This is a genomic window from Methanomicrobiales archaeon (genome assembly GCA_030019205.1).
Classification (GTDB): domain Archaea; phylum Halobacteriota; class Methanomicrobia; order Methanomicrobiales; family JACTUA01; genus JASEFH01.
Genome location: JASEFH010000004.1, coordinates 132,276 through 154,038, shown reverse-complemented (window position 1 = coordinate 154,038; position 21,763 = coordinate 132,276). Strand labels below are relative to the sequence as shown.

Here is a 21,763-nt window from a genome sequence, read left to right as displayed (position 1 = left end):
GACGGACCCAGTGGGAATCGAACCCACGTCCCTGGGTCCGAAGCCCAGGAGGATATCCTCTACCCCATGGATCCAGCCCGTAAATTTTAGTATCGCAAGATATTAAGTGTTTCCCGCATTCAACGGGACTTTTCCCCTTGCGCAACGGGGATTATCCCTCACGAAGGACAGTCCGGCTATCACCGGGAGCATGTTTACAGCGCCATCCTTGGACAAGGCACGTTCTAATCGCTGAACGCGGGAGAGCCCCTCATCCCCTCCCCCTCGTGCTCGTCTCCTGCTATTCTGTTGGAACCGTGAATCGGGGAAACGATGTGACAGATCCTCCCCCGCATCCGGACCTGGATTTAACCGATCGATAACCGGAGGACCGAATTCAGATGGACTCGGATCCCCTCGCACCGGGGAAGGGGGCAGGTCTCGCCCCGAATCTGCCGCTCGCCGCACGATGATCGCAGCATGAAGGCGCGTTGCTGTTGAGGAGGTCTCCCCTCTCGACCCCTTCACCGCAGTGCAATAGGACACGTCAGCCCGCGATGGAGCATCTCAAGGATCTGCGTCTTCCCCGTATCCCCAGTCCTTTACTTCGTACCGGCACTTCCTTCCTGGATGCACGAGCCACTTCCTTCTGCTGGTCCCGCGAATCGATGAATATACCCTTGTATTCGGAATATCAGGCGTCGAATCGATTATTCAGGTCTCGTTATCGGCCTACAGGACCATTGCATGCAGCGGTGGACCCGACCGGCGTTGCGGATCTGGATTCAACTTTTCGGATACAATCCTGGCAAAAAACGGGGAGGGGGTGATAGGATAAACTCATGTTTTAATATATATACTATCCTAAATTTTTTTTAAAAAAAATAAAGATTTTTTATAGAAAAATTTGAAATTAAAATACATTAATCCGGATTTTACAAGTTTAATATAATAATACTGATATCAGTAACATTCAAATATAATCATTTTTCGATATTCTGCAATCATAAAGGTGAACCAGATGAAGGTGGATCAAGTAGTGTTACTGCTCCTCGGGCTGCTTGTGATCGCGGTACCGGCGTCCGCCGGGGATATTCCGGATCACGCGGATATCGTCAGCGCGTGGGCGGTGGCAGGCAGTACAACGGGCACGGATATCAAGGTGACGGTGCGGGCCGATGACGGCACCCCGGTCGCCGCGGCCACGGTCACCCTCCAGTGCCTGAACGCGAGCATGGGGAACGTGAGCGGCCAGACATTCACGACCGATTCGATGGGGGTGGCACGGAGCGGGGGCCAGCTGCCCCGCTTCACGCCCGGTACCATCAGCGGCACCGCACCGATCGCCGTCAGAGCGACGAAGATGATCGCGGGAAACACGACAGAGATAACGACCATACACGAGCAGAACGTCGATCATGCGGCTCCGTACAAGTATTCCTCTATCGATTATCCCGGTACTGCGGACGCGAATGCCGTCGTGCCGATTACCGTGCGCCTCCAGGATGTCTATGGAAACCCGATAGACAGCCGCAGGGAGGAGTCTTCAGGGGTTCCCGGAACGGCCGAACAGGTCCGTTTTTCTGTCAGCTCGCCGCAGGATGAGGCCCGCTTCCTCAACGGAGCCACAACCATTCTGCAGCCGGTGGACGCCGCAGGAAATGCGACAGTGCATCTCCGCGTCTCGAGCATCGCCGGGGACAATATCGTCCTCGTGGACCCCGAACCGCCCTCGCTGCCATCGGTCTGGCTCACCATCGTGGGCTGCGGGTCCGTCCCGCATTCCATCGCCTCGTCGATCCTCCCCCCCACCAGCCCTCCAGCCGTACCGGCGGACGGACGGAGCACCTTCACCATCGTGTACACGGTCTTCGACCGGTGGATGAATCCGAGTGCGAACCGCCAGATTGACATTACTACGGAGTATATCGGTACCCCCGAGACCTCGACCGAGCATGCGATCCTCTCTCCGACCAACCTCCAGGGCCAGTCATCCATGCACTACGGACCGAAGAGGGCGATCATGGGCGTGAAGATCACCGCGAGGATCGTGGGGTTCGAGAACGTCTCCAGGACAGACACGGTCTGGTTCGTGAACGGCACGGCATCGCGGCTCCTCCTCACGGCAAGCCCGAACCCCATCCCCAGCTGGGACGTTCCCGGGAGCACCACCGCCGAGGTGATCGCAAAAGTGGTGGATGACTTCGGCAACCCGAAACCGGGCCAGGGCGTGACCTTCTGGATCGACTCGATCCACTACGATGCCGAGAGCCAGAGGGCGGTGGTGAAGGATCCGGAACTGCTGGGCGTGTACGCGATATCCGATGAGAATGGATACGCGAAAGTGCCGATCCGCCCGGGTGAGTTCATTTCCGACGTGATGGATTACAACTGGACCCAGAAAGCGACGGGCACCTGCGTTGTCAAGGCAAAAGGAGTTGATACGGGGGTGGAGTCCATCACCGTCGTCTGGAAGAACTACCCGTACCTGAATGTCGACGTCGAGATCGATCCTCCGTTAGTCGTTGCCGGAGAGGAGATCGACGTCAAATTCATCCTCCGGGGAGACGGGTGGGCCCTGAAGCCGAAGCCGATCGATGCGGTGTTCGCCATGAGCCGGGGACTGTCCATGCTCAAGGACAACCCCGATCGGGTCCTCTACACCCGTCCCGCGGCGAAGATCTTCACCTCGCAGATGGTCCCGGACTACGATCGGGTGGGGCTCTGGACATTTGGAGATTACGGACTTGCCGATCTGTATGTCATCAAGAGGGGGTACCTGGCCGGCGACGACAACCCGGGTATCAAGGACGAAGATGCTGTAATCCCCTATTATTACACCGGTAACGGCAGGACCTACAGCGATTACTCCACGCAGGACGTGCCCCTGACCGGTAGCTTGACCATCATCGACGGCGAGGTCGATCGAATCGTCCCGTTCACGGACGAGACAGAGATCTCGAAGGGGACTCCCCTGCGGAACGGGCTTTACTACTCGATTACGGATCTGAAGAATAACGGAAGAAGAAACGGAGTCAAGGCCGTGGTTGCACTCATCGATATGAGCTGGGACTGGTTCGGTGACCCGCTTGCGCGAGGGAGTGCGCAGTTGAACAATCCCGAGCAGATGGTCAGCGGTAACAGCTGGATGCCGTTCCCGCTGGGAGGCCCGTATACGGGTAACTGGTCCCTGAACAACTACGATACGCGGACGAGCTGGCAGAATATGTCCAACTATGCCAGGGACAACGGTATCAAGGTATTTGTAGTCACCTACACATCGAGCGTCGATAGTTCCAGCCAGGAGGCCCTGCGCATCCTGGCCGCCGGGACAGGGGGATTCCACCGGCATGCAAACACCCCGGAAGAGCTCGTCAATGTCTATGACGAGATCGCCGATGCCCTGAAAAACGAGGCCAGCGTCGACACCCGGATGGACATCTCCATGCAGAACCTGCGCGTGAACGACATCACCATGCGTGGGGAAGAAGTGTTCACCTACGTCTACTCTCCAGGCACAGACGATGTCAACAACCAGGGCAACTCCACGAAGATGTGGAACTATCAGTCAAATGCCACCGCAGTCACCACGAAGTCGTATACAGATACCCTCAACCAGACGGACGAATGGCTCAACACCCACCACCTAAAGTTCAACCTGGGCACCATACACCTCAACGAGATCTGGGAGATTCAGTACCGCCTGAGGGTGAACAGCTCGGTATGCGGCGACATCCAGATCTTCGATAACACCAGCCGCCTGGTATTCAACAATGGTGCAGATTCCGTCTCAATTCCCATGTTCACGGTGCATGTGCCCTGCAACCTGACGTCCAACATCAGCGTCCCGATACTCGTCGTTAATAACATCACCGCTTCTCCCCAGGGCGAATTCGTCGTCACGAGCTGGAACCTCGAGTACCGGGGAGAGAACGGCGTCACCCAGACAGTATCCTACCAGTACCAGAACCCGGAGACCGGGGTCTGGGGAGACTGGGTGGTCTTCGACACGCAGCATGCAAATGCCACGGCGGGCTATACCTCCAGTCTGTTCGCACAGAACCTCGCCTACGGCGACTACAGGATCCGGGTGCATGCCCAGGAGGACAATATCGGCGGTGCTGCATCCACAGGCTTTGCATACGCAACACTGGGTGCGAAAGGAGCCAATTTCATAAAACTGGAATGATCCTATCATTATTTTCATTCAGAAAGGATCTTCACCGTTCGGTTCGACCGGGAGATTCCGGTCAAAATCCCGTTCCTCAGGGATCCAGCACGTATGCCTTCTTATCGCAACATATTAAGTGTTTCCTGCGGAATATATGGTAAATGATCCTCTCCGCACGGGAAATCCGGAACCGCCTGGACAAAGGTGACGGTCTCGTCATCGCACCCTACAGCGATGCCTGCCAGCAGCCGGCATCCTACGATCTGCGGGCCGCGGAAACCGCAACGCTCGTCCGGGGGCGGTGCACCCTGGTGCACACCCTGGAGCGCGTGGAGATGCCCGGGGATATCGCCGCCGTCCTGCGCTGCCGATCCAGCTATGCACGGCGGGGCGTGCTTTTGGGCGGAGGGTTCGTCGACCCCGGGTTCCGGGGCCAGCTGACCCTCTGCCTGACCAACATGGGAGAGGGGGACATTCTCCTGCCGCAGGGGGACCGGGTGGTGCAGATGATCCTCCACGAGGTGAAAGGGGTCGGCGGACTGTATAACGGACGCTACCAGGACAGCACGGGCGTCGTGGGGGCACGGTGACAGCGATGGGGAACGCAGAACCGGAAGATGATCGCCGCATACGGGCCCAGAATTCCGCGGGGGGCGTGCCGTGATCTTCATCCCGAGCGAACGGAAGTACCTGGAGATCCTGCGCATTTTAAAAGAGCAGCGGGAGCCGATGGGGGCGAAGAGACTCTCCGAGGTGATGGCGGAGCACGGGTTTGTCTTGAGCGATCGCGCCGTGCAGTACTACCTGCGCTACCTGGACGAGATGGGTTTCACCGAGAAGGTGGGGAACCGCGGGAGAGTGCTCACCGAGCGGGGCCTCGCGGAGACCGAGAGCGCGATGGTCGAGGAGCGGCTCGGGTTCATCATCTCGAAGCTGGAGAGGCTGGCGTTCCGCACCACCTTCGATCCCGAGAGCGGAACGGGGGACGTCTCCTACAACCTCTCCCACGTGCCCGAAGAGGAGGCGGAGACCCTCGCAGGCGCATTCGACGAGGTCATCCGCGCCGGCGCCGGTTTCTTCAGCGCATACCGGATCGTGGACAGGGACCCCCGCATTCCGAAGGGTTCCGTCGGGTTCATCACGGTCTGCAGCATCACCATGGACGGGGTGTTCCAGAGGAACGGCATACCGGTGCGGATGGCCTACGGGGGCAGGCTCGCGATCCGGGACAGGGTTCCCGTCGAGTTCGTCGACCTGATCGGCTACCGGGGGACGACCGTCGATCCCCTGCACCTCTTCATCTCCGCCGGACTGACGTCCATCCACCAGATGGCCACGACCGGAAGTGGCATCGCCGTGGCGAACGTGCGGGAGGTCCCCACCGCCTCCCGTGACCGGGTGGAGGAGATCGCCGCCGCCCTGCGGAACTGGGGATTCGTGCTGCCGGTCGCCGTGGGAAACCGGGTGCTCAACCTGAACTGCGATCCGTTCCACCTCTCCATCGTGGCGTTCAGCGGCATGAACCTGATCGGAAACGGCATCGAGCACGGATGCCGCGTCCAGACGGAGATCGGGGCGGGAACGATCCCCTTTTCGCGGGTCGTGGACGCTAGCGGATCCAGGTGAGGCCGTCCCCGTAATCCCCGCCCCTTCGCCGCCTCCTGTCCACGGTGCGTCTCTTCGGCTCGCCCTCCCCCTCCGCATCCGGGGGGGATGCAGCGATCTCTCCCACATCCCCGGCGTCCCGATCCCCTCCCCCCGGCCGGTCCGGGGAAGTCCCTTCTTCCTTCCTCCCCCCCGCAGGGCGGCCGCGGTCCGCCCGTGCAGGAGCCGCACCCGCACCGGGGACCTCTCCGCCTTCCCCTCTGCCGCCCTGCGGGACCGTCTCCGCCACGGGAGCCTCGGGCGGCAGAGGGGCCTGAGCCCGGCTGCACCGTGCCCGGATGGCGCGAATCTCACCGACGCGGGGGATGTTGGTGAGCCCCGAGAGGACGATGACGACCCCCACGAACCGCGTGTCGCGCAGGGGATAATCCCCCGATCGCATCTCCAGACCGGCGATGCTGCGGTCGATCCACTTGCGGATGGTCTGGAACCCCCGCATGGAGAGTTCGTCGGAGGGTCCCGCGATCAGCACGAGCGCCTTCTCCGCGCTGGTAAGATCGCAGGCCACCGACATCTCCTCGTACACAGCCCGCTTCGCCAGCGCCACCATTCTCTGGGCTTTCATCTGGTTGCTCTCGATCGTGCGGCTGGGAGGGCGGAAACGGTCCAGGAGACCCGGTATGCTCCGGGGCAGCGGCTCCGACGCGTACCCGACCGCGACCAGCCCGGACCCCCGGAGCGTGTTCAGCACCTCCCCCGTATCCAGCACCACCTCCGCGACATCCTTGCCGTCCCCGGTGAACTCTCCCGCCCGCAGCAGCAGTCCGATCTGCCGCGAGATCCGTTCGTTCAGGAGATCGTACGCGGAATGCGGATCGAGGCGGAGGTTCCGCCCGCCAGCGGGCGCCCCTTCATCGGAGCCGCCCTTCCCGCTCTGGATCCTGGCGTAGTGCACCTCGTTGTCGAACAGGATCACCGCATCGGTGATCCCCTGGAGCCGATCCAGGTCATCCGCGGCCGCCGCCGCGCAGCGTTCGCCCTCGCGGATGCAGGGCAGGGTGGCCACGGCAAAGACAGGCTCGATGAACGACTTCCGCACCTCTCCCACGATCGTCCCTGCGGCAGCGGCGAGACGCCCTCCCAGCCCGCAGCAGATCAGGATGGCGTCGATGTGGATCGTGTTCCCCCGCTGGATGTATGCGACGATCTCCTCGACGTGTATGGCGTCCAGGAGACCCTCGGCGCTGGTGGGATGGACGGGGGGGAAGTAAAACCTCCCCTCCGCCGGAATGTGCTGGAGCTGCACGAGCGTGTTCGAGTCGACGTCGACAGCCAGCGCCTGCACGCAGCCCATCCCGCTCCGCTGATCGTGGCCGTAGAGTTTATCCGCGATGCGGGATCCCGCTCCCCCGAGGCCGATGGCAAGTACTCTCATGCAACCACGTTCGTATGCAGCCGGCAGCCGCAGCGGACCGGCCTGCCGATCCGTACACCTCTTTTTCTTTTCCTGGAATATGTATGTACTGAATTTTATCTGTTGAAACCAATTCGTTGGTGCACGGACAGGGATAAACTTACCGATATCCGGACGAGGAGATCCCTTCTCCGGCGGCCGCCGGGGGCGGAGGGCGGCCCCGGCAGCAGAAAATTTTCGGGCAGAATCCCTCCATTCGACTAAACGGGGACGATAATTCGATAGAATCCGAGAATTCGCCCTCCTGTACCATGAAAGCTGCGATCGTACAATGAAAATGGTAATATATTTAACTTCGGGTGCGGTAATAGTTCTTGAGGTGACAAACCGAATGAGTTATGGTATCGAATTTGTCCCAGGAGCTATCAACGTAAAGCAAGTTGTGAACTACTGCAAACTTGCCGAGTCCAAGGACATCGATTATGCGTGGATCACCAACCACTACAACAACCGCCACTGCTACCCCACCCTCGCCGCGGTCGCGATGAACACGACCACCCTGAAGATGGGGCCGGGGATCATGAACACGTTCACCGACACGCCGGCGGCCATCGCGTCCTACATGGCCACGCTGAACGAGATCTCGGACGGACGTGCAGTCCTGGGCATCGGTCCCGGCGACCTTTCGACGCTCCCGAAGATCGCCATCAAGCCCGAGAAGCCGGTCGCACGCCTGGAGGAGGGTGTCACCCAGATCCGCCGCCTGCTCGCCGGTGAAGAGGTCAAGCCCTCGGGCATGCAGTTCTTCGACTACAACGGCGCCAAGCTGACCGGTGTCACGCTGCCCGGCAAGAAGGGCATTCCCGTCTACATCGGCGCCCAGGGGCCCAAGGTGCTGGAGCTCGCCGGGAGGATCGGGGACGGCGCCCTGATCAACGCGTCGAACCCGAAGGACTTCCAGATCGCCATCCCGATCATCAAGGCAGCGACCGACAAAGTCGGGAAGAAGGGCTTCGATGTCGGTGCCTACACGGCGACGTCCATCGACAGGGACCAGAAGAAGGCGCGGAACGCCGCCAAGATCGTCGCGGCATTCATCGCCGCGGGCTCGCCCCCGGAGATCAACCAGCGCCACAACCTGGACATGGGCACGGTCACGAAGATCAAGGATGCGCTCGGACGCTTCGACTTCAAGACGGCGGGCGAACTCGTCAACGACCAGATCATCGACGCCTACACCATCGCCGGCACGCCCGACATGGTCAAGCAGAAGGTCGAAGACCTCCAGAAGGCCGGTGTCACCCAGGTCATCTTCGGCTCCCCGCTCGGACCCGACATGGCCAACTCCATCCGCCTGCTGGGCAAGTACATCACCTGAAGCCAGATTCCACCCTATTTTTCGAGCGTTCAATTGATATCAGCTGGCACACCACATATGCTAGGATGATCTTCTCCGTCGAGGAGGTGCCGACCGGGCGGGGCATGCTCCAGTACCGGAGGGAGCTGCTCACCGGATTCCGCAGCCGGATCAGTCCCGAACGCTCAAAAAGGGGCATCAGCATGCCCTGTCCGGCGGCGATGCCTGCCGACGGGTGCCCGTTCTGCCCCGACAGGGTCTCGATCGTCACGCCCACGTTCGAGGACGGGACCCGCATCCAGCGGGGGGAGAGCGTCACCTTCCCGAATCTCTTCCCCTTCGCCGCCTGGCATACCGTGACAGTGATCACCCGGGCGCATGGGGTGGAGCGGTTCACCCGCCGCCAGATCCGGGACGCGCTCGGCGGTCAGATTGAGTCCCTGCAGGGGCGAGCGGGGTACCCCAGCATCAACTGGAACTACCTCCCCACCTCCGGAGCGAGCATCGTCCACCCCCACCTGCAGGGGCTCGTGGACCGGCATCCGTCCGCTGTCGCGGAACGCTACATCCTGGCGAGCCACCGCTACCTGCTCCAGGAGAACCGCTGCTACTGGGACGTCTACCGGGAAGAGGAGGCGCAGACGCCCCGATACCTCTTCGGAGACGAGATCCCCTGGTTTGCGAGCGCCGTCCCCCTCGGCGAGAAGGAGATCCGCGGCATCCTTCCCCTGGCCCGGCTGGAGGAGCTGGAGCCCTATCTGGAGCCGCTTGCCGCGGGGATCGAGGGGTGCCTGGACCTCTACCGCCACCTGGGCACGTCTGCGTTCAACATGGCCATTTTTTTCGATTCCGACGGTTCGGACCACGGATTCCGGGCATTCTGCTCGCTCATCGCCCGCATCAACCCCAACATCAGCGGCATGAGCGACTCCGCGTTCATGGAGAGGCTGCACCGCGAACCGGTGATCCTCACACCGCCGGAGGATCTGTCCGCGCACTACCGCGATATGCGAATCGGGAAAGGAGCTCTCTGAAACGGGCGGCGCGACAGGTGCAGCGACCGGTTGCCTCGCCGGGGAAAAGGGGAAAAAGAAGCTGGGAGCCCTTACTCGGGCTTGCTGATCAGCTTGGTCTTGGAGACGATCTCGCCGGTCTTCTTGTGGGGCTTGCGCAGGATGCTGTCGCCGGCCTTCTCCAGCTCCCGTGCTTCGTCGCAGAGGAAGGCGGCAATGCGCATCATCTCGTGAGCGCTGCCGACGATGGGCACGTACTGCTCGTACTCCTTGACCATGAAGCAGCCCCGCACGTTAACACCGGCGACAGCCGATGCGATCTCGTAGGCGGCCCGCGCCTTCGCGAGGGCGTAGGGGTTCGTGAACTCTCCCTCGACCGCCTTGTCCGTGGACATGACGATCTTGGGCAGCTCCAGGGCGTCTCCCTTCTTACCGGCCTTCACCTGGTCGATCACCTTGTCGAGGGCGAGCTGGAGCTTGCGGAACGCACCCGTGATGGAGAGGACCTTGATCAGGTTGCCGTTGTAGTCGGCCATCTCGATGGGGTCCAGGAACTCGCGCCGTGCGCCGATCATGGAGTCCGCCTTCATGATGATGTAGCCGAACTTGCTGGCTTTCAGGGCCTCCCACTGCTCCTTCTTGGTGGTGATATCGTCGGTGATCACGACGACGGGGATGCCGGCCGCCTGGAGCGCCTCACGGGCGCCCGTCGGGCCCGGGAGAACGCCGTTCGGGGATACGACGACGGCGAAGTCCGGCTGCCAGGCCTTCATGTTGGAGACGACGCGGTCGATATCCTCCGGCTGGAGCTTCGTACCGCTGGTCGCCTGGAAGGTGATCATGTCCTCCCGGTCGGCACGCTCGTCGAGGAGGAGCTCTGTCATAAGTCCGCTGGCAATATTGCCCAGTTTGGCAATTCCTACTTTAACTACCATGCGTTAACACCTCGTTTCTTTAACGACAACGTAATATCACCCAAAAGAAATATAAACGTTTTGGAATCACACTCTTTTATGCCTTTTCTGCCCGTTGTGTTAAGGAAAAGTGTTTAAGTTCGCGGAATAATATGGTATGTATGAAGGATGGGATGCTCACGGATCGCCAGAAAGAGGTGCTGCGGTACCGGAAGAAGGGGCTGACGCAGCAGCAGATCGCCGATATCATCTCCACTTCGAAGGCCAATGTCTGCACCATCGAGAAGGCGGCACTGCAGAACATCGAACGGGCAAAGGAGACGCTGGCCTTCCTGCACACCCTGGACGCGACGCATCTCTGCACGCTGAAGGCGGAGACGGATCTCCTGGATGCCGCTTCGGTCATCTACCGGAAGGCGGAGGGGCTGGGCATCAAGGTCAAGTACGACACCATCTCGCTCCTCAACCGCCTGCGGGATTCGAATCCCGAGAAATTCCGGGGGCGGCTCATGCGCGAAAGCGTGGAGGTGTACATCAAAGACGACGGCGAGATCTACTTCCAGTGACCGGGCTGCGATCGCATCCCCCTATCCCATCCATTCCGTCCGATCCCCCATCATCCCTGCATCGCGTGCCCGGTGAGGTTCTGCCACCCGTTTCATCCCCTCCGTATTCCCGTGCATCGCATCCGTGACAGGAACCTCCCGTGATATCGGGAGAGGAGCGGCTGCGGACTCCGGAGCAGGACCCACCGCACCGCAGGGTATGGCAGTCGGGGGTGCACCCCCCTCCCCCCAGCGCTAGCGACAGGGGCCGTGCAGGGGGAACGAGGTTCGCGGCACGAGATCCCTGCGGCCCGAAGGAAGAGAACCCGGTCGATCCCTCCCGGGCCCTTCCGGAACAGCAGAGGCCGTACAGGCACACCCGAGGACGCTTCAGATCTGTCCTGCAGGGAGCCTTCCCCCCCCCGGGTATCAGGCCCGGACACGGGCTCTCGTACCCCGGTATCTCCGCTCCCCATCCCGGCGGTCCGCCGGGATGCGGCCTGCGAAGTCACCTGCGCACCGTTCCCGAACATCCCCTGCCGCCGCCGAAGGGCGGCATCCCGCCCTCCGATCGCATCGAGGGGGGATACGGGTGCGTGTCCGCTCACGCCGGCGGGCGATCAGGGGCCGACAGAGCTCCCCTCGATTCATGGCATGTGCCCGCACGGATGGCGCGCACCCGATCCCGCGGAATTATGCGAAAGTTTATCATGGCATCCGAACAATTTAATAGGAAGCCGCTATGGGGTAATCCGGTGCCCGGAATGGTAAAGAAACGGTCGAGAAGACTCTCGATTGCCATTCCGTCATCGTTTGCGGAAGAGACGGCGGACAGGAAACTCAGGGCCTACAAGGTCGGCCAGATCGCCCGGGCTGCCGGTGTCTTCCGCGTCGACGAGGTCGCGGTGTACCGGGACCCGCGGCACGATGACTCACGGGAGATCGTCGCGCTGCTCCGGTACGCCGAGACGCCGCAGTACCTCCGCAAGCATCTCTTCAGGCAGATGAAGGAGCTGCAGTATGCGGGTGTGCTGCCGCCGCTGCGGTTGCCGCACCATAGGGTTGAACCCGCCCTCATAGAGGGGCAGTATAGAGAAGGAGTTGTGCTGAAGCACAACGGGCTGACAGACGCCGGATCTGACGTGTCCGCCTGGGTGGACGTTGGTGCAACGAGCCCGGTTCCCATGGCCGAACCCGTGCCTGCGGGAAGGCGGATCACGGTCAGGATCTATTCGCGAGACGGGGTATTCTGGTGCACGCCAGAAGCATCCCCGGAGTACTGGGGATACAGAACCACGTTCCATCCCACCCTGTACCCGCTGCTCCGGGAGACGCCATGCGTCCTCGTTACGTCGGTGCAGGGTGAGGTCGCCACCTGCGACACACTCCGGCAGCGGCTCACACGCTGCCGGGGGGATGCGATCGTGGCGTTCGGCTCGCCGCATCACGGTGTACCGGCGCTTCTCGAGCGGGAGGGGCACTCCGGCTCGGAGTTCGCCGACGCCTGGATCAATGTCGTGCCCGGTCAGGGCTCCGCAACCGTACGAACAGAAGAGGCCGTAACAGCGGCACTCGCACTGATCAACATCATCGAAGAGTAGAGGGGTTAGAAGAGTATGCCCAAAGCAACGAGACCGCGCAGGGGATCCCTTGCCTACAGCCCGAGGAAACGCGCCCGGAGCCCGGTACCGAAGTACCAGTCCTGGGCTGAAACGGCAGGGGCCCCCGTTCTGCAGGGGTTTGCCGGCTACAAGGTAGGCATGACGCACGTGATCATGGTCGACGATCACAAGAACAGCCCCACCGAGGGGAAGGACATCATGGTCCCGGTGACCATCGTGGAGGTCCCCTCGATGAAGGTGGCGGCACTGCGCGCCTACACCAGGGACACCTACGGCAGCCATGCACTCACGGAGGTGTGGGCGGAGACGCTCGATCCGGAGCTGAAGAGGCGGCTCACCGCCGGAAAGAATGACCACGAGAAGGCGCTCGAGACCATCCGCGCCGGGATCGGGAGCGGCAGCGTCTCCGATCTCTTTGCCCTGATGTACACGCAGCCGGCAGCGGTGAGCGGCATCCCCAAGAAGGTCCCCGACCTGATGGAGATCCGCATCGGCGGCAGCGCTCTTCCCGAGCGGTTCGAGTTCGGCCTCTCCATCCTGGGGAAAGAGGTGGGCGTCGAGAAGGTCATCGAGCCCGGCGCCTACGCCGACATCACGGCGATCACCACGGGAAAGGGGACGCAGGGGCCGGTCAAGCGATGGGGCGTCAAGCTGCGCAAGCGGAAGCACTCCCGCGGGGGCAAGGAACGGCACATCGGCACGCTGGGACCCTGGAACCCGCACCACATCCGCTGGCAGGTTCCCCAGATGGGGCAGACGGGCTACCAGCAGCGCACGGAGTTCAACAAGCGCATCCTGAAGATCGGAACGGACGGCAGCGAGATCACCCCGAGCGGAGGTTTCCTCCACTACGGCATCGTCCACAATCCCTACATCATGATCAAGGGATCCGTTCCGGGCCCCTGCAAGCGGCTGATCCGCATCCGCCCGGCAATGCGCCTGGGCGAACACAAGATTCGCACACCCGTCATCCACATGGTCAGCGTCCAGAGCAAGCAGGGTGATTGAGATGAGAGCAAAGGTTCTAGCACTGGACGGCGGGGTCGTGGAAGAGATCGAGCTGCCGCCCGTATTCGAGTCGGACTACAGACCGGACCTCATCAAAAAAGACGTGCTGGCGATCCAGAGCCGGCGGTTCCAGCCGCACGGCACCGACGTCTACGCCGGCATCCGCACCTCGGCGGACTCCTGGGGATCCGGCAGGGGTGTCGCCCAGGTGCCGCGGCTGAAGAACGCGTCCCGCGCCGCCCGCGTGCCGCAGGCGAAGGGCGGGCGCGAGGCCCATCCGCCGAAGGCCGAGAAGGTGCTCGTCGAGAAGATCAACAAGAAGGAGAAGAGAAAAGCGCTTCAATCAGCGATTGCAGCCACGTGCAGGGGGGAACTCGTCCGCATGCGGGGACACCGCTACGAGGGGGCCCTCCCGCTGGTGCTCACCGACGAGTTCGAGCACCTCGAGAAGACCTCCGAGGTCATCGCGGTGCTGGGCGCCGTGGGCGCGTACGCCGACGTGGAGCGGGCCAAGGCGAGCCGGACCGTCCGTGCGGGGCGGGGCAAGCTGCGGGGTCGCCGCTACAAGCAGCGCAAGAGCATCCTGATCGTGACCGCCGGCGAGCCTTCGCGCGCCGCATCCAACCTGGCAGGGGTGGACGCGGTCAGCGTCCGCCGGCTGAACACGGAGCACCTGGCGCCCGGCGCCCAGGCGGGCAGACTCACCCTCTGGACGCGGAGTGCGCTGCGGACGCTGGAGGGGATGTGAGATGGTCCTGAAGTATCCGTTCGTGACAGAGAAGGCCATGATGCTCCTGGAGAACGAGAACAAGCTCCAGTTCCTGGTGCACCGGGAGGCGACCAAGGGCGAGATCAAGAGAGAGATCGAGCGGGCCTTTGATAAAGAGGTCAGATCCGTCCGCACCATGCTCACCATGAAGGGTGAGAAGAAGGCGATTGTCAGCTTCCAGGACGAAAAAGCCGCCGAGGAGATCCTGAGCCGGCTTGGAATCATGTAGGTGAGGAAATGGGACATCGAATCCAGACACAGAACAGGGGCAGAGGCGGCCCGTCCTATCGCGCACCTTCCCACAACTACAAGGCAGAACTGAAGCACCCGGCGGCCCCGGACGAGCAGGCCCGGGGGACTGTCATCGACATCGAGCACGACCCGGCACGGCACGCGCCCATCGCACGGGTGCAGCTCGAGAACGGCAGCAAGTTCTACATGCTCGCCACCGAAGGGCTCGCCACCGGCGACACGGTCGCCTGGGGGGCGCAGGCAGAGGTGCGGAGCGGAAACACCCTCCCCCTCGGGGCGATCCCCGTCGGCGCCTACGTCTGCAACATCGAGGCCCGCCCCGGTGACGGGGGGAAGTTCGTCCGATCGTCGGGCGCCCAGGCCGTCATCATGGGCAAGTCCGAGGACGGGAAGGTGGGCGTCCGCATGCCCAGCGGCAAGACGAAGTGGTTCAACAACCGCTCCCTGGCGACTGTCGGCATCGTGGCCGGCGGCGGCCGGGGGGAGAAGCCCTTCGTGAAGGCCGGCAAGAAGTACCACAAGATGAAGAACACGGCCTCGAAATGGCCGAATGTGCGGGGCGTCGCCATGAACGTGATCGACCATCCCTTCGGCGGCGGCGCACACCAGCATGCCGGGAGGCCCAAGACCGTATCGCGGGGAACCCCGCCCGGACGGAAGATAGGACTGATCGCTGCCCGGCGAACCGGCAAGAAGAAGAGGTAGAGAGCCATGGTCAAGAAGACAGCGAAACGGATGCCGAGGCGGCGTGAGGAGTTCACCTACCGCGGGTTCAGCATGGACGAACTGAAGCAGATGGGGATGACCGATCTGGTCGCGATCATGCCGGCACGCGCCCGCCGGAAGTTCCTGCGGGGCCTGACCCGGGACGAGGAGAGTCTGCTGGCAGACATCCGCGCCGGGGAGGCGAAGGTGCGGACCCACCTGCGCAGCATGGTGATCATGCCGGAGATGATCGGCCGATCGATCGAGATCCACAACGGCAAGGAGTTCGTGAGAGTCGACCTCCAGCCCGAATCCCTCTTCCACTACCTGGGGGAGTTTGCCCTGACCCGTAAAAGGGTCTCGCACGGGAGCGCCGGTATCGGTGCGACGCGGTCGAGCAAGTACGTGCCCCTGAAGTGATCCCTATGGCAAGGACCAGGTATTCCATGCAGGTTGAGGGGGAGGGGTTCGCCCGCGCCAAGGCCAACGAACTGCCCATATCGCCCAAGCACGCGATCGAGATCGCGAACTTCATCCGCTTCATGCGGACGGATGCGGCGATCGACTACCTGAAGCAGGTCGCGGAGAAGAAGAAGGCGATTCCCTTCAAGCGGTTCAACCGCAACGTGGCGCACCGGCGGGGGCTCCAGGGCTGGGACGCGGGGCGGTTCCCGCAGAAGGCGGCCCGGGAGTTCATCCGCCTGCTCGAGTCCGTCGGGAAGAACGCGGAGTACAGCGGGCTGGACACGTCCCGACTCAAGATCATCCATGTATCCGCCAACCGGGGACGGCGGTTCGAGGGCTACTTCCCCCGGGCGATGGGGCGGGCGACTCCGAAGAGGCGCGAGACCGTCAATCTGGAAGTTATCGTGAAGGAGGTGGAGTGATATGGCAGTGGAGAGGCGGTTCGTCGCCGAAGGCGTGCGCAAGGTGCGTGTCGAGCGCTACCTCCAGAAGGAGCTGAAGCGTGCCGGCTACGGCGGCATGGACTTCGCCCGCACACCGCTCGGCACCCAGGTGACCATCTATGCCGAGAAGCCGGGGATCGTGATCGGCAAGGGCGGGAAACTGGTGCGGCAGATCACGCAGGATCTGGCAACCCAGTTCGGCGTGGAGACCCCCCAGGTGGAGGTGCTGCAGGTCCAGAACCCGAACTACAACGCCCAGATCATGGCGGAGAGGCTGGCAAACGCCCTGGAGCGGGGCTGGTACTTCCGGAAGGCGGGCTCCAGCATCATCCGCCGTGTGATGGAGTCCGGAGCCCTGGGCTGCGAGGTCATCATCGCCGGCAAGCTGACCGGCCCCCGGGCCCGGGTGCAGAAGTTCGTCGAAGGCTACATCAAGCACGCCGGTGAACCGAGCATCGCCATCGTCGAGAGGGGCTATGCGGTCGCCGTGAAGAAGCTCGGGGTGATCGGCGTCCAGGTCAAGATCATCCCGCCGCAGGCAGCGCTCCCGGACGACTTCAGGGTCGTCGAGGCGGCGAAGGAGGAGGCTCCGCCCGGGATCACCGTGACGGAGGTCGGCGAGGAGGTCGAGGCGGCGCTTCCCGAAGAGGAGTTCGAGGAGGAGGTGTAGCGTGGCCATCTTCCGCGCCAACGAGGTCCACCAGATGCGGGACACGGAGCTCGCCGAGCAGCTCCAGAAGCTGCAGATGGAGCTCGTCCAGAAGTACGGAAAGGTGGGCACCGGCGGATCGACGGAGAACCCCGGGCGCATCCGCGAGCTGAAGAGAACGATAGCACGGATCAAGACCGAGATGAACCAGAGGGCCCGCCGGGCTCCTGAAGCGTGAGTGCAGACATGGGATCTCCGATAACGCGCGATACCGTGCTCCGCCACGAACTGATCGGGCTGGCGGCATCCGTTGTGGACGCCCGCAACCCGACGCACCGGGGTATGCAGGGGATGATCGTCGACGAGACCCGGAGCATGATCGTGATCAGCACGGCATCGGGCGAGAAGAAGATCCCCAAGCGCCACACCACGTTCCGGCTCTGGCTGCCGGATGGCACCGTGGTGGACGTGCAGGGGTCCGCGCTCGAGATGCGGCCCGAGAAGCGAGTCGATATCAGAGGTAAATAAATATGGCACGTAACATAGGATTGGACGTCAAGCCTCCGAGCAAGGAGTGCACCGACGTATTTTGTCCGTTTCACGGCACCTTGCCGGTGCGCGGCCAGGTGATCACCGGCAACGTCGTGAGCGACCGAATGGAAGGATCGGTAGTCGTGGGACGCGAGTACCTGCACTACGTCAAGAAGTTCAACCGCTACGAGAAGCGGAGCTCCGGCATCCATGCCCACAACCCTCCCTGCATCAACGCCCGGGAGGGTGACCGGGTGAAGATCGCCGAGTGCAGGCCAATCTCCAAGACCAAGCATTTCGTCGTGGTGGAGGTGCTCGCCCCATGAAGGCGAAGCAGTCCACGGTGCCCCGTCCGCTGAACGTGGGTACCCGCCTGATCTGCGCGGACAATACCGGCGCCCGCCTGGTCGAGGTCGTCTCCGTGGACCGGTTCCACGGCGTGATGCGGCGGTCCCCGCGGCTGGGGCTCGGGGACGTGGCCACGGTGGCTGTCAAGAAGGGCACGCCCGACATGCGCCGCAAGCTGGAGAAGGCCGTCGTGATCCGCCAGAGGAAGGAGTTCCGGCGCATCGACGGGCTCCGGGTCTCCTTCGACGAGAACGCGGTCGTCATCGTGAACGAGAAGCACGAGCCCAAGGGGACGGAGATCAAGGGCCCGGTCGCACGCGAGGTCGCCGAGCGGTTCCCGAAGATCGGCTCCATGGCGACGATCATCGTCTAGGAGAGGCTGAAACAATGACGATTACACGCAGCGAACAGCCCAGAAAGCAGCGCAGGGCACAGAAGAACGCGCCGAACCACGCGAAGAGCCGTTTCCTCTCCGCTCCCCTCGCGGCCGATCTGCGGGAGAAGTACGGGCGGAGAAGCGCCCGCGTGGTGACGGGAGACACCGTCCGGGTGCTCCGCGGCGACTTCGCCGGAGAGGAGGGCACGGTCGAGTCCGTGGACACCGTAACCAGCATGCTGGTGATCGGCGGAGTGTCCCTGGTCAAGGCGGACGGCAAAGAGGTGCCGCGGCCCGTCCACGCCTCGAATGTGGTGATCACCAGGCTGAACCTGGAAGACGGGCGCCGGAGCGAATCGTTCGCGGGAGGTCGCTGACATGGGCAACTACAGGAAGCGGCTGACCGCCCCGGACGCGTGGCGCATCCGCAAGAAGACCAGCGCATGGGTGACGAAGACGTCTCCCGGACCGCACGACCGGAACGCGATGCCGATCGCCGTCTGGCTCCGGGACCGCATGGGGCTCGCGCGCACCATGCACGAGGTGAAGCAGATCCTGAACCAGAGGGCGGTGATCGTCAACGGACGTGCCGTGACGGACCCGGGCCTGGGCATCGGGATCTTCGACGTCGTCTCCCTGCCGGGGATCCACAAGCACTACCGTGTGCTGGTGGACGAGAAGGGAAACCTCGTTACCCGCGAGATCGGGGAGGAGGATGCGCGGATGCGGCTCGCCAAGATCCGCGGAAAGACCATCGTTCCCGGCGGCAGGGTGCAGCTGAACCTGTCCTTCGGAGCCAACATTCTCGCGGACAACACCTACCGCCCCGGCGACTCGATCGTGATCGCGCTCGACGAATCGGAGAGGTTCCGGATCCTGGAGCACTACCCCTTCGGCATCGGCGCCTACGCCCTGGTCATCGGGGGTCGGCACGCGGGGATGGTGGGCAGGATCGTCGAGATCGCCACCGTGCCCGGGAGTGTCCCCAACCGCGTCGTGCTGGAGGGCGAGGGTGGCATGGGCCGTTTCGACACGATCGGCACCTACGTCTTCGTGATCGGGCGGGATGCGGCCGCAGCCCGGAGATGGGGGGTGGTTGAGTCATGACGCCGGATACGGCAGCCGGGAACCCGATGCGGGAGCTCTACATCGACAAGGTCGTGGTGCACATGGGCGTCGGGGAGAGCGGCGACAAGCTCGAGAAGGCCGAAGCCGTGATGCAGACCATCACCGGCCAGAAGCCCGTACGCACCATCGCCCGGAAGACCCAGCCCGCGTTCGGCATCCGCAAGGGCGCCCCCATCGGATGCAAGGTGACCCTGCGGGGCGAAGCCGCAGAGGCCTTCGTGCAGACGGCACTGGCCATCAACCAGAAGCGGCTCTCCGCATCCCAGTTCGACAGCGACGGGAATGTCTCCTTCGGGATCGAGGAGCACACCGATTTCCCGGGGATGGCGTACGATCCCGCGATCGGCATCTTCGGCATGGACGTCAACATGGTGATCGAGAGGCGCGGGATCCGCATCGCGCGGCGGAAGATCGAGCAGAAGCGGCTCCCCGCGAAGCAGAGGGTGAAGCCGGAAGAGGCGATGGCGTTTCTGAAGGAGCGCTACCAGGTGGAGGTGCTCTAGCATGGGCAACGAGCAGAAGCAGAAGAAGTTCGGGCGCGGGGCACACGCGTGCCTGCTCTGCGGGCGCAAGCAGGGTCTTGTGCGCAAGTACCACATCAATCTCTGCCGCCAGTGTTTCCGTGAGTGGGCCCGGCAGATGGGATTTCGAAAATATACCTGAGGGGAGACATGGCACGACTGGATACTATCTCTGACGCGATGAGCACCATCAAGAACGCGGCCGATACCGGCAAATCCGAGTGCATCGTGGAGCCGGCGAGCAAGCTCATGGGTGCCATGCTCCGGATCATGCAGGAGCGGGGCTACATCAGCGGCTTCGAGTATATCGACGATCGCCGCGGCGGCCAGTTCCGGGTCCTGCTCAGCGGGCGGATCAACAAGTGCGGCTCGATCACGCCGCGGTTCGACGTGGAGCTCGACAAGATGGAGTACTGGGAGACGCGGTACCTGCCGGCGAAGAACTTCGGCATACTCATCCTGACCACCTCGCAGGGGGTCATGTCCCACGAGGAGGCGCGGATGAAGGGCATCGGCGGGCAGCTGCTGGGATACGTGTACTAGGGGCGCATATGGCAACGATACACACGATCAAGATACCTGCGGGGGTGAACATCGCGCAGGAGGACGGTCGAATCACCGTCAGCGGCCCCCGCGGCGTCGTCCGGCGCGAGATGCAGTATCCCGGGATCACCATCGCGTGCGACGGCAGGGAGTGCACCGTCGGCACCGCATCGAGGAGAAAGGACCTGATCGCGATGTGCGGCACCTTTGCAGCGCACATCCGCAACATGTGCCGCGGCGTGACGGAAGGCTACGAGTACCGCATGAAGGTGGTCTACAGCCACTTCCCCATCCAGCTGAAGGTGGTGGGGGACAGGGTCGAGATCAACAACTTCCTCGGTGAGAAGAAACCGCGCTACGCAACGATACGGGAAGGCGTAAAAGTCGCCGTCGGAAACGACGAGGTCGTCATCAGCGGCATCGACAAGGAGTCGGTGGGCAACACCGCCGCCTCCATCGAGCGGGCGACCAAGATCCGCTACCGCGACCCGCGGGTGTTCCAGGACGGCATCTACCTGGTGGAGAGGGTGTGAAATGGCAGACGACAGAATTCGATTGATACGGATACGCAGGGGTAAAGAGACCCATTTCCGCCGGCGGGGCGTGCACCAGAAGAAGAAACTCGCCGATGTCTGGCGGAGGCCGCGGGGCCAGCACAACAAACTGCGGCGCCAGCTGAAGGCGAAGGGGCCTCTGCCCGCGCCCGGCTACGGCAGCCCCATCCTCGTCCGCGAACTCCACCCCAGCGGATTCCGGGACGTTCTGGTGTTCAATGCGGCCGATCTTGCGGACCTGGATCCGGCGCAGCACGCGATCCGCATTGCGGGAACGGTCGGCGGGAGAAAGCGGAAGGAGGTCCAGGCAGCCGCCATCGCAGGCGGATTCCGGGTCCTGAACCCGAAGGCTGCGAAGGAGAGCGCTCCCGAGGAAGAGACGGAGGAGGGGGAAGGCAATGAGTGACCTCGCGACGCAGCGGCGGATCGCCGCCGAGGTGCTGAAGTGCGGCATCAACCGCATCTGGATGGACCCCGAGAGAAAGGCGGACATCGAGGCCGCCATCTCCCGTGCGGACGTCCGGGCTCTCATCGAGCAGGGGGTCATCGCCGCCCGCCAGAAACAGGGGGTCAGCCGGGGCCGTGCGCGGCTCCGGGCCCTGAAGAAGGCCTACGGACACCGCAAGGGGCCGGGAAGCCGGAAAGGAGCGGGTGGCGCGCGGACGCCGCCCAAGAGGAGATGGATCCAGCGGGTCCGCGCCCAGAGGAGGGTGCTCCGCGAGCTGCGGGCCGAAGGGAGTCTCGACCGGCACCAGTACCGCATCCTCTACAGGAAATCGGCCGGCGGGGAGTTCCGCAGCGTTGCGCACCTGAAGGCGCACATCGGCTCTGCGACGGAGAGGAGGACGTGA

28 protein-coding genes and 1 tRNA gene are annotated in these 21,763 nt (G+C 63.0%); 26 read left to right on the top strand and 3 right to left on the bottom strand.

What is annotated here, in order from left to right; genetic code table 11:
• Positions 1 to 2: 2 nt before the first annotated feature.
• Positions 3 to 74 (bottom strand) — tRNA-Arg (locus QMC96_04230).
• A gap of 917 nt (positions 75 to 991) precedes the next feature.
• Between QMC96_04230 and QMC96_04225 the strand changes: the two genes are divergently transcribed.
• From QMC96_04225 to QMC96_04215, 3 genes are all read left to right on the top strand, one after another.
• Positions 992 to 4,168: a hypothetical protein gene (locus tag QMC96_04225; protein ID MDI6875965.1), complete on the top strand. Its 3,177-nt coding sequence runs from the start codon at positions 992 to 994 to the stop codon at positions 4,166 to 4,168.
• A gap of 143 nt (positions 4,169 to 4,311) precedes the next feature.
• Positions 4,312 to 4,740 (top strand): dCTP deaminase, encoded by a 429-nt coding sequence (locus tag QMC96_04220; GenBank protein MDI6875964.1) that lies wholly within the window; start codon positions 4,312 to 4,314, stop codon positions 4,738 to 4,740.
• A gap of 70 nt (positions 4,741 to 4,810) precedes the next feature.
• Positions 4,811 to 5,776, top strand: coding sequence for an NrpR regulatory domain-containing protein (locus QMC96_04215; protein ID MDI6875963.1), 966 nt, complete (start codon positions 4,811 to 4,813; stop codon positions 5,774 to 5,776).
• On the opposite strand, the gene QMC96_04210 is transcribed toward QMC96_04215, so the two are convergent.
• Positions 5,760 to 7,190, bottom strand: a complete 1,431-nt coding sequence (locus tag QMC96_04210; GenBank protein ID MDI6875962.1) for a tubulin/FtsZ family protein — start codon at positions 7,188 to 7,190, stop codon at positions 5,760 to 5,762. The genes QMC96_04215 and QMC96_04210 overlap by 17 nt on opposite strands.
• A 370-nt stretch (positions 7,191 to 7,560) precedes the next feature.
• On the opposite strand from QMC96_04210, the gene QMC96_04205 reads away from it, so the two are divergent.
• Positions 7,561 to 8,547: a 5,10-methylenetetrahydromethanopterin reductase gene (locus tag QMC96_04205; GenBank protein MDI6875961.1), complete on the top strand. Its 987-nt coding sequence runs from the start codon at positions 7,561 to 7,563 to the stop codon at positions 8,545 to 8,547.
• Positions 8,548 to 8,615: 68 nt separating this feature from the next.
• Complete coding sequence (locus QMC96_04200; GenBank protein MDI6875960.1) at positions 8,616 to 9,560, top strand: galactose-1-phosphate uridylyltransferase; 945 nt, start codon at positions 8,616 to 8,618, stop codon at positions 9,558 to 9,560.
• A 71-nt stretch (positions 9,561 to 9,631) separates the two neighbouring features.
• On the opposite strand, the gene QMC96_04195 is transcribed toward QMC96_04200, so the two are convergent.
• The gene (locus tag QMC96_04195) at positions 9,632 to 10,474 is read right to left on the bottom strand and encodes a F420-dependent methylenetetrahydromethanopterin dehydrogenase (protein MDI6875959.1); all 843 of its coding nucleotides are present in this window, start codon (positions 10,472 to 10,474) and stop codon (positions 9,632 to 9,634) included.
• A gap of 140 nt (positions 10,475 to 10,614) precedes the next feature.
• Between QMC96_04195 and QMC96_04190 the strand changes: the two genes are divergently transcribed.
• The 21 genes from QMC96_04190 (at position 10,615) to QMC96_04090 (ending at position 21,763) form a co-directional block, all read left to right on the top strand.
• Positions 10,615 to 11,019 carry a Tfx family DNA-binding protein gene (locus tag QMC96_04190; GenBank protein ID MDI6875958.1) on the top strand — a complete coding sequence of 135 codons (405 nt, stop codon included), beginning with the start codon at positions 10,615 to 10,617 and terminating at the stop codon, positions 11,017 to 11,019.
• Between the two features lie 743 nt (positions 11,020 to 11,762).
• Entirely contained in the window at positions 11,763 to 12,599 is an 837-nt protein-coding gene (locus QMC96_04185; GenBank protein ID MDI6875957.1) for a putative RNA uridine N3 methyltransferase, read from the top strand.
• A gap of 15 nt (positions 12,600 to 12,614) precedes the next feature.
• Entirely contained in the window at positions 12,615 to 13,628 is a 1,014-nt protein-coding gene (locus QMC96_04180) for a 50S ribosomal protein L3 (protein ID MDI6875956.1), read from the top strand.
• A 1-nt stretch (position 13,629) separates the two neighbouring features.
• The gene (gene rpl4p, locus QMC96_04175) at positions 13,630 to 14,376 is read left to right on the top strand and encodes a 50S ribosomal protein L4 (GenBank protein ID MDI6875955.1); all 747 of its coding nucleotides are present in this window, start codon (positions 13,630 to 13,632) and stop codon (positions 14,374 to 14,376) included.
• Position 14,377: 1 nt separating this feature from the next.
• The gene (locus QMC96_04170) at positions 14,378 to 14,626 is read left to right on the top strand and encodes a 50S ribosomal protein L23 (protein ID MDI6875954.1); all 249 of its coding nucleotides are present in this window, start codon (positions 14,378 to 14,380) and stop codon (positions 14,624 to 14,626) included.
• A gap of 8 nt (positions 14,627 to 14,634) precedes the next feature.
• On the top strand, positions 14,635 to 15,354 hold the full coding sequence (locus QMC96_04165; GenBank protein MDI6875953.1) for a 50S ribosomal protein L2: 720 nt from the start codon (positions 14,635 to 14,637) through the stop codon (positions 15,352 to 15,354).
• A 6-nt stretch (positions 15,355 to 15,360) separates the two neighbouring features.
• Positions 15,361 to 15,774: a 30S ribosomal protein S19 gene (locus QMC96_04160; protein ID MDI6875952.1), complete on the top strand. Its 414-nt coding sequence runs from the start codon at positions 15,361 to 15,363 to the stop codon at positions 15,772 to 15,774.
• 5 nt (positions 15,775 to 15,779) lie between these two features.
• On the top strand, positions 15,780 to 16,241 hold the full coding sequence (locus QMC96_04155) for a 50S ribosomal protein L22 (protein MDI6875951.1): 462 nt from the start codon (positions 15,780 to 15,782) through the stop codon (positions 16,239 to 16,241).
• Between the two features lies 1 nt (position 16,242).
• Positions 16,243 to 16,932: a 30S ribosomal protein S3 gene (locus QMC96_04150; GenBank protein MDI6875950.1), complete on the top strand. Its 690-nt coding sequence runs from the start codon at positions 16,243 to 16,245 to the stop codon at positions 16,930 to 16,932.
• A 1-nt stretch (position 16,933) separates the two neighbouring features.
• Positions 16,934 to 17,149, top strand: a complete 216-nt coding sequence (gene rpmC / locus QMC96_04145; GenBank protein ID MDI6875949.1) for a 50S ribosomal protein L29 — start codon at positions 16,934 to 16,936, stop codon at positions 17,147 to 17,149.
• 8 nt (positions 17,150 to 17,157) lie between these two features.
• Positions 17,158 to 17,439, top strand: a complete 282-nt coding sequence (locus QMC96_04140) for a ribonuclease P protein component 1 (protein MDI6875948.1) — start codon at positions 17,158 to 17,160, stop codon at positions 17,437 to 17,439.
• A 2-nt stretch (positions 17,440 to 17,441) separates the two neighbouring features.
• A complete protein-coding gene (locus tag QMC96_04135; protein ID MDI6875947.1) occupies positions 17,442 to 17,768 on the top strand; it encodes a 30S ribosomal protein S17 in 327 nt (108 codons plus the stop codon).
• Positions 17,765 to 18,163: a 50S ribosomal protein L14 gene (locus tag QMC96_04130; protein ID MDI6875946.1), complete on the top strand. Its 399-nt coding sequence runs from the start codon at positions 17,765 to 17,767 to the stop codon at positions 18,161 to 18,163. Before QMC96_04135 ends, QMC96_04130 begins: the two co-directional genes overlap by 4 nt.
• A gap of 14 nt (positions 18,164 to 18,177) precedes the next feature.
• Entirely contained in the window at positions 18,178 to 18,543 is a 366-nt protein-coding gene (gene rplX, locus QMC96_04125) for a 50S ribosomal protein L24 (protein ID MDI6875945.1), read from the top strand.
• 1 nt (position 18,544) lies between these two features.
• The gene (locus tag QMC96_04120) at positions 18,545 to 19,273 is read left to right on the top strand and encodes a 30S ribosomal protein S4e (GenBank protein ID MDI6875944.1); all 729 of its coding nucleotides are present in this window, start codon (positions 18,545 to 18,547) and stop codon (positions 19,271 to 19,273) included.
• A complete protein-coding gene (locus tag QMC96_04115) occupies positions 19,270 to 19,797 on the top strand; it encodes a 50S ribosomal protein L5 (GenBank protein MDI6875943.1) in 528 nt (175 codons plus the stop codon). The genes QMC96_04120 and QMC96_04115 overlap by 4 nt, the downstream gene beginning before the upstream one ends.
• A gap of 1 nt (position 19,798) precedes the next feature.
• On the top strand, positions 19,799 to 19,957 hold the full coding sequence (locus QMC96_04110; GenBank protein MDI6875942.1) for a 30S ribosomal protein S14: 159 nt from the start codon (positions 19,799 to 19,801) through the stop codon (positions 19,955 to 19,957).
• Between the two features lie 8 nt (positions 19,958 to 19,965).
• Complete coding sequence (locus tag QMC96_04105; protein MDI6875941.1) at positions 19,966 to 20,358, top strand: 30S ribosomal protein S8; 393 nt, start codon at positions 19,966 to 19,968, stop codon at positions 20,356 to 20,358.
• Between the two features lie 8 nt (positions 20,359 to 20,366).
• Positions 20,367 to 20,891 (top strand): 50S ribosomal protein L6, encoded by a 525-nt coding sequence (locus QMC96_04100; protein MDI6875940.1) that lies wholly within the window; start codon positions 20,367 to 20,369, stop codon positions 20,889 to 20,891.
• 1 nt (position 20,892) lies between these two features.
• Positions 20,893 to 21,318: a 50S ribosomal protein L32e gene (locus QMC96_04095; protein MDI6875939.1), complete on the top strand. Its 426-nt coding sequence runs from the start codon at positions 20,893 to 20,895 to the stop codon at positions 21,316 to 21,318.
• Positions 21,311 to 21,763 carry a 50S ribosomal protein L19e gene (locus QMC96_04090; protein MDI6875938.1) on the top strand — a complete coding sequence of 151 codons (453 nt, stop codon included), beginning with the start codon at positions 21,311 to 21,313 and terminating at the stop codon, positions 21,761 to 21,763. The genes QMC96_04095 and QMC96_04090 overlap by 8 nt, the downstream gene beginning before the upstream one ends.

Excerpts from the sequence above, each read along its gene's own strand:
- QMC96_04170 (MDI6875954.1), top strand. The coding sequence starts at position 14,378 with ATGGTCCTGAAGTATCCGTTCGTGACAGAGAAGGCCATGATGCTCCTG.
- QMC96_04135 (MDI6875947.1), top strand. The coding sequence starts at position 17,442 with ATGGCACGTAACATAGGATTGGACGTCAAGCCTCCGAGCAAGGAGTGC.
- QMC96_04160 (MDI6875952.1), top strand. The coding sequence starts at position 15,361 with ATGGTCAAGAAGACAGCGAAACGGATGCCGAGGCGGCGTGAGGAGTTC.
- QMC96_04095 (MDI6875939.1), top strand. The coding sequence starts at position 20,893 with ATGGCAGACGACAGAATTCGATTGATACGGATACGCAGGGGTAAAGAG.
- QMC96_04090 (MDI6875938.1), top strand. The coding sequence starts at position 21,311 with ATGAGTGACCTCGCGACGCAGCGGCGGATCGCCGCCGAGGTGCTGAAG.
- QMC96_04205 (MDI6875961.1), top strand. The coding sequence starts at position 7,561 with ATGAGTTATGGTATCGAATTTGTCCCAGGAGCTATCAACGTAAAGCAA.
- QMC96_04155 (MDI6875951.1), top strand. The coding sequence starts at position 15,780 with ATGGCAAGGACCAGGTATTCCATGCAGGTTGAGGGGGAGGGGTTCGCC.
- QMC96_04100 (MDI6875940.1), top strand. The coding sequence starts at position 20,367 with ATGGCAACGATACACACGATCAAGATACCTGCGGGGGTGAACATCGCG.
- QMC96_04185 (MDI6875957.1), top strand. The coding sequence starts at position 11,763 with ATGGTAAAGAAACGGTCGAGAAGACTCTCGATTGCCATTCCGTCATCG.
- QMC96_04110 (MDI6875942.1), top strand. The coding sequence starts at position 19,799 with ATGGGCAACGAGCAGAAGCAGAAGAAGTTCGGGCGCGGGGCACACGCG.
- QMC96_04220 (MDI6875964.1), top strand. The coding sequence starts at position 4,312 with ATGATCCTCTCCGCACGGGAAATCCGGAACCGCCTGGACAAAGGTGAC.
- rpl4p (MDI6875955.1), top strand. The coding sequence starts at position 13,630 with ATGAGAGCAAAGGTTCTAGCACTGGACGGCGGGGTCGTGGAAGAGATC.
- QMC96_04115 (MDI6875943.1), top strand. The coding sequence starts at position 19,270 with ATGACGCCGGATACGGCAGCCGGGAACCCGATGCGGGAGCTCTACATC.
- QMC96_04130 (MDI6875946.1), top strand. The coding sequence starts at position 17,765 with ATGAAGGCGAAGCAGTCCACGGTGCCCCGTCCGCTGAACGTGGGTACC.
- rplX (MDI6875945.1), top strand. The coding sequence starts at position 18,178 with ATGACGATTACACGCAGCGAACAGCCCAGAAAGCAGCGCAGGGCACAG.
- QMC96_04120 (MDI6875944.1), top strand. The coding sequence starts at position 18,545 with ATGGGCAACTACAGGAAGCGGCTGACCGCCCCGGACGCGTGGCGCATC.
- QMC96_04190 (MDI6875958.1), top strand. The coding sequence starts at position 10,615 with ATGAAGGATGGGATGCTCACGGATCGCCAGAAAGAGGTGCTGCGGTAC.
- QMC96_04150 (MDI6875950.1), top strand. The coding sequence starts at position 16,243 with ATGGCAGTGGAGAGGCGGTTCGTCGCCGAAGGCGTGCGCAAGGTGCGT.
- QMC96_04105 (MDI6875941.1), top strand. The coding sequence starts at position 19,966 with ATGGCACGACTGGATACTATCTCTGACGCGATGAGCACCATCAAGAAC.
- QMC96_04210 (MDI6875962.1), bottom strand. The coding sequence starts at position 7,190 with ATGAGAGTACTTGCCATCGGCCTCGGGGGAGCGGGATCCCGCATCGCG.
- QMC96_04195 (MDI6875959.1), bottom strand. The coding sequence starts at position 10,474 with ATGGTAGTTAAAGTAGGAATTGCCAAACTGGGCAATATTGCCAGCGGA.
- QMC96_04165 (MDI6875953.1), top strand. The coding sequence starts at position 14,635 with ATGGGACATCGAATCCAGACACAGAACAGGGGCAGAGGCGGCCCGTCC.
- QMC96_04180 (MDI6875956.1), top strand. The coding sequence starts at position 12,615 with ATGCCCAAAGCAACGAGACCGCGCAGGGGATCCCTTGCCTACAGCCCG.
- QMC96_04140 (MDI6875948.1), top strand. The coding sequence starts at position 17,158 with ATGGGATCTCCGATAACGCGCGATACCGTGCTCCGCCACGAACTGATC.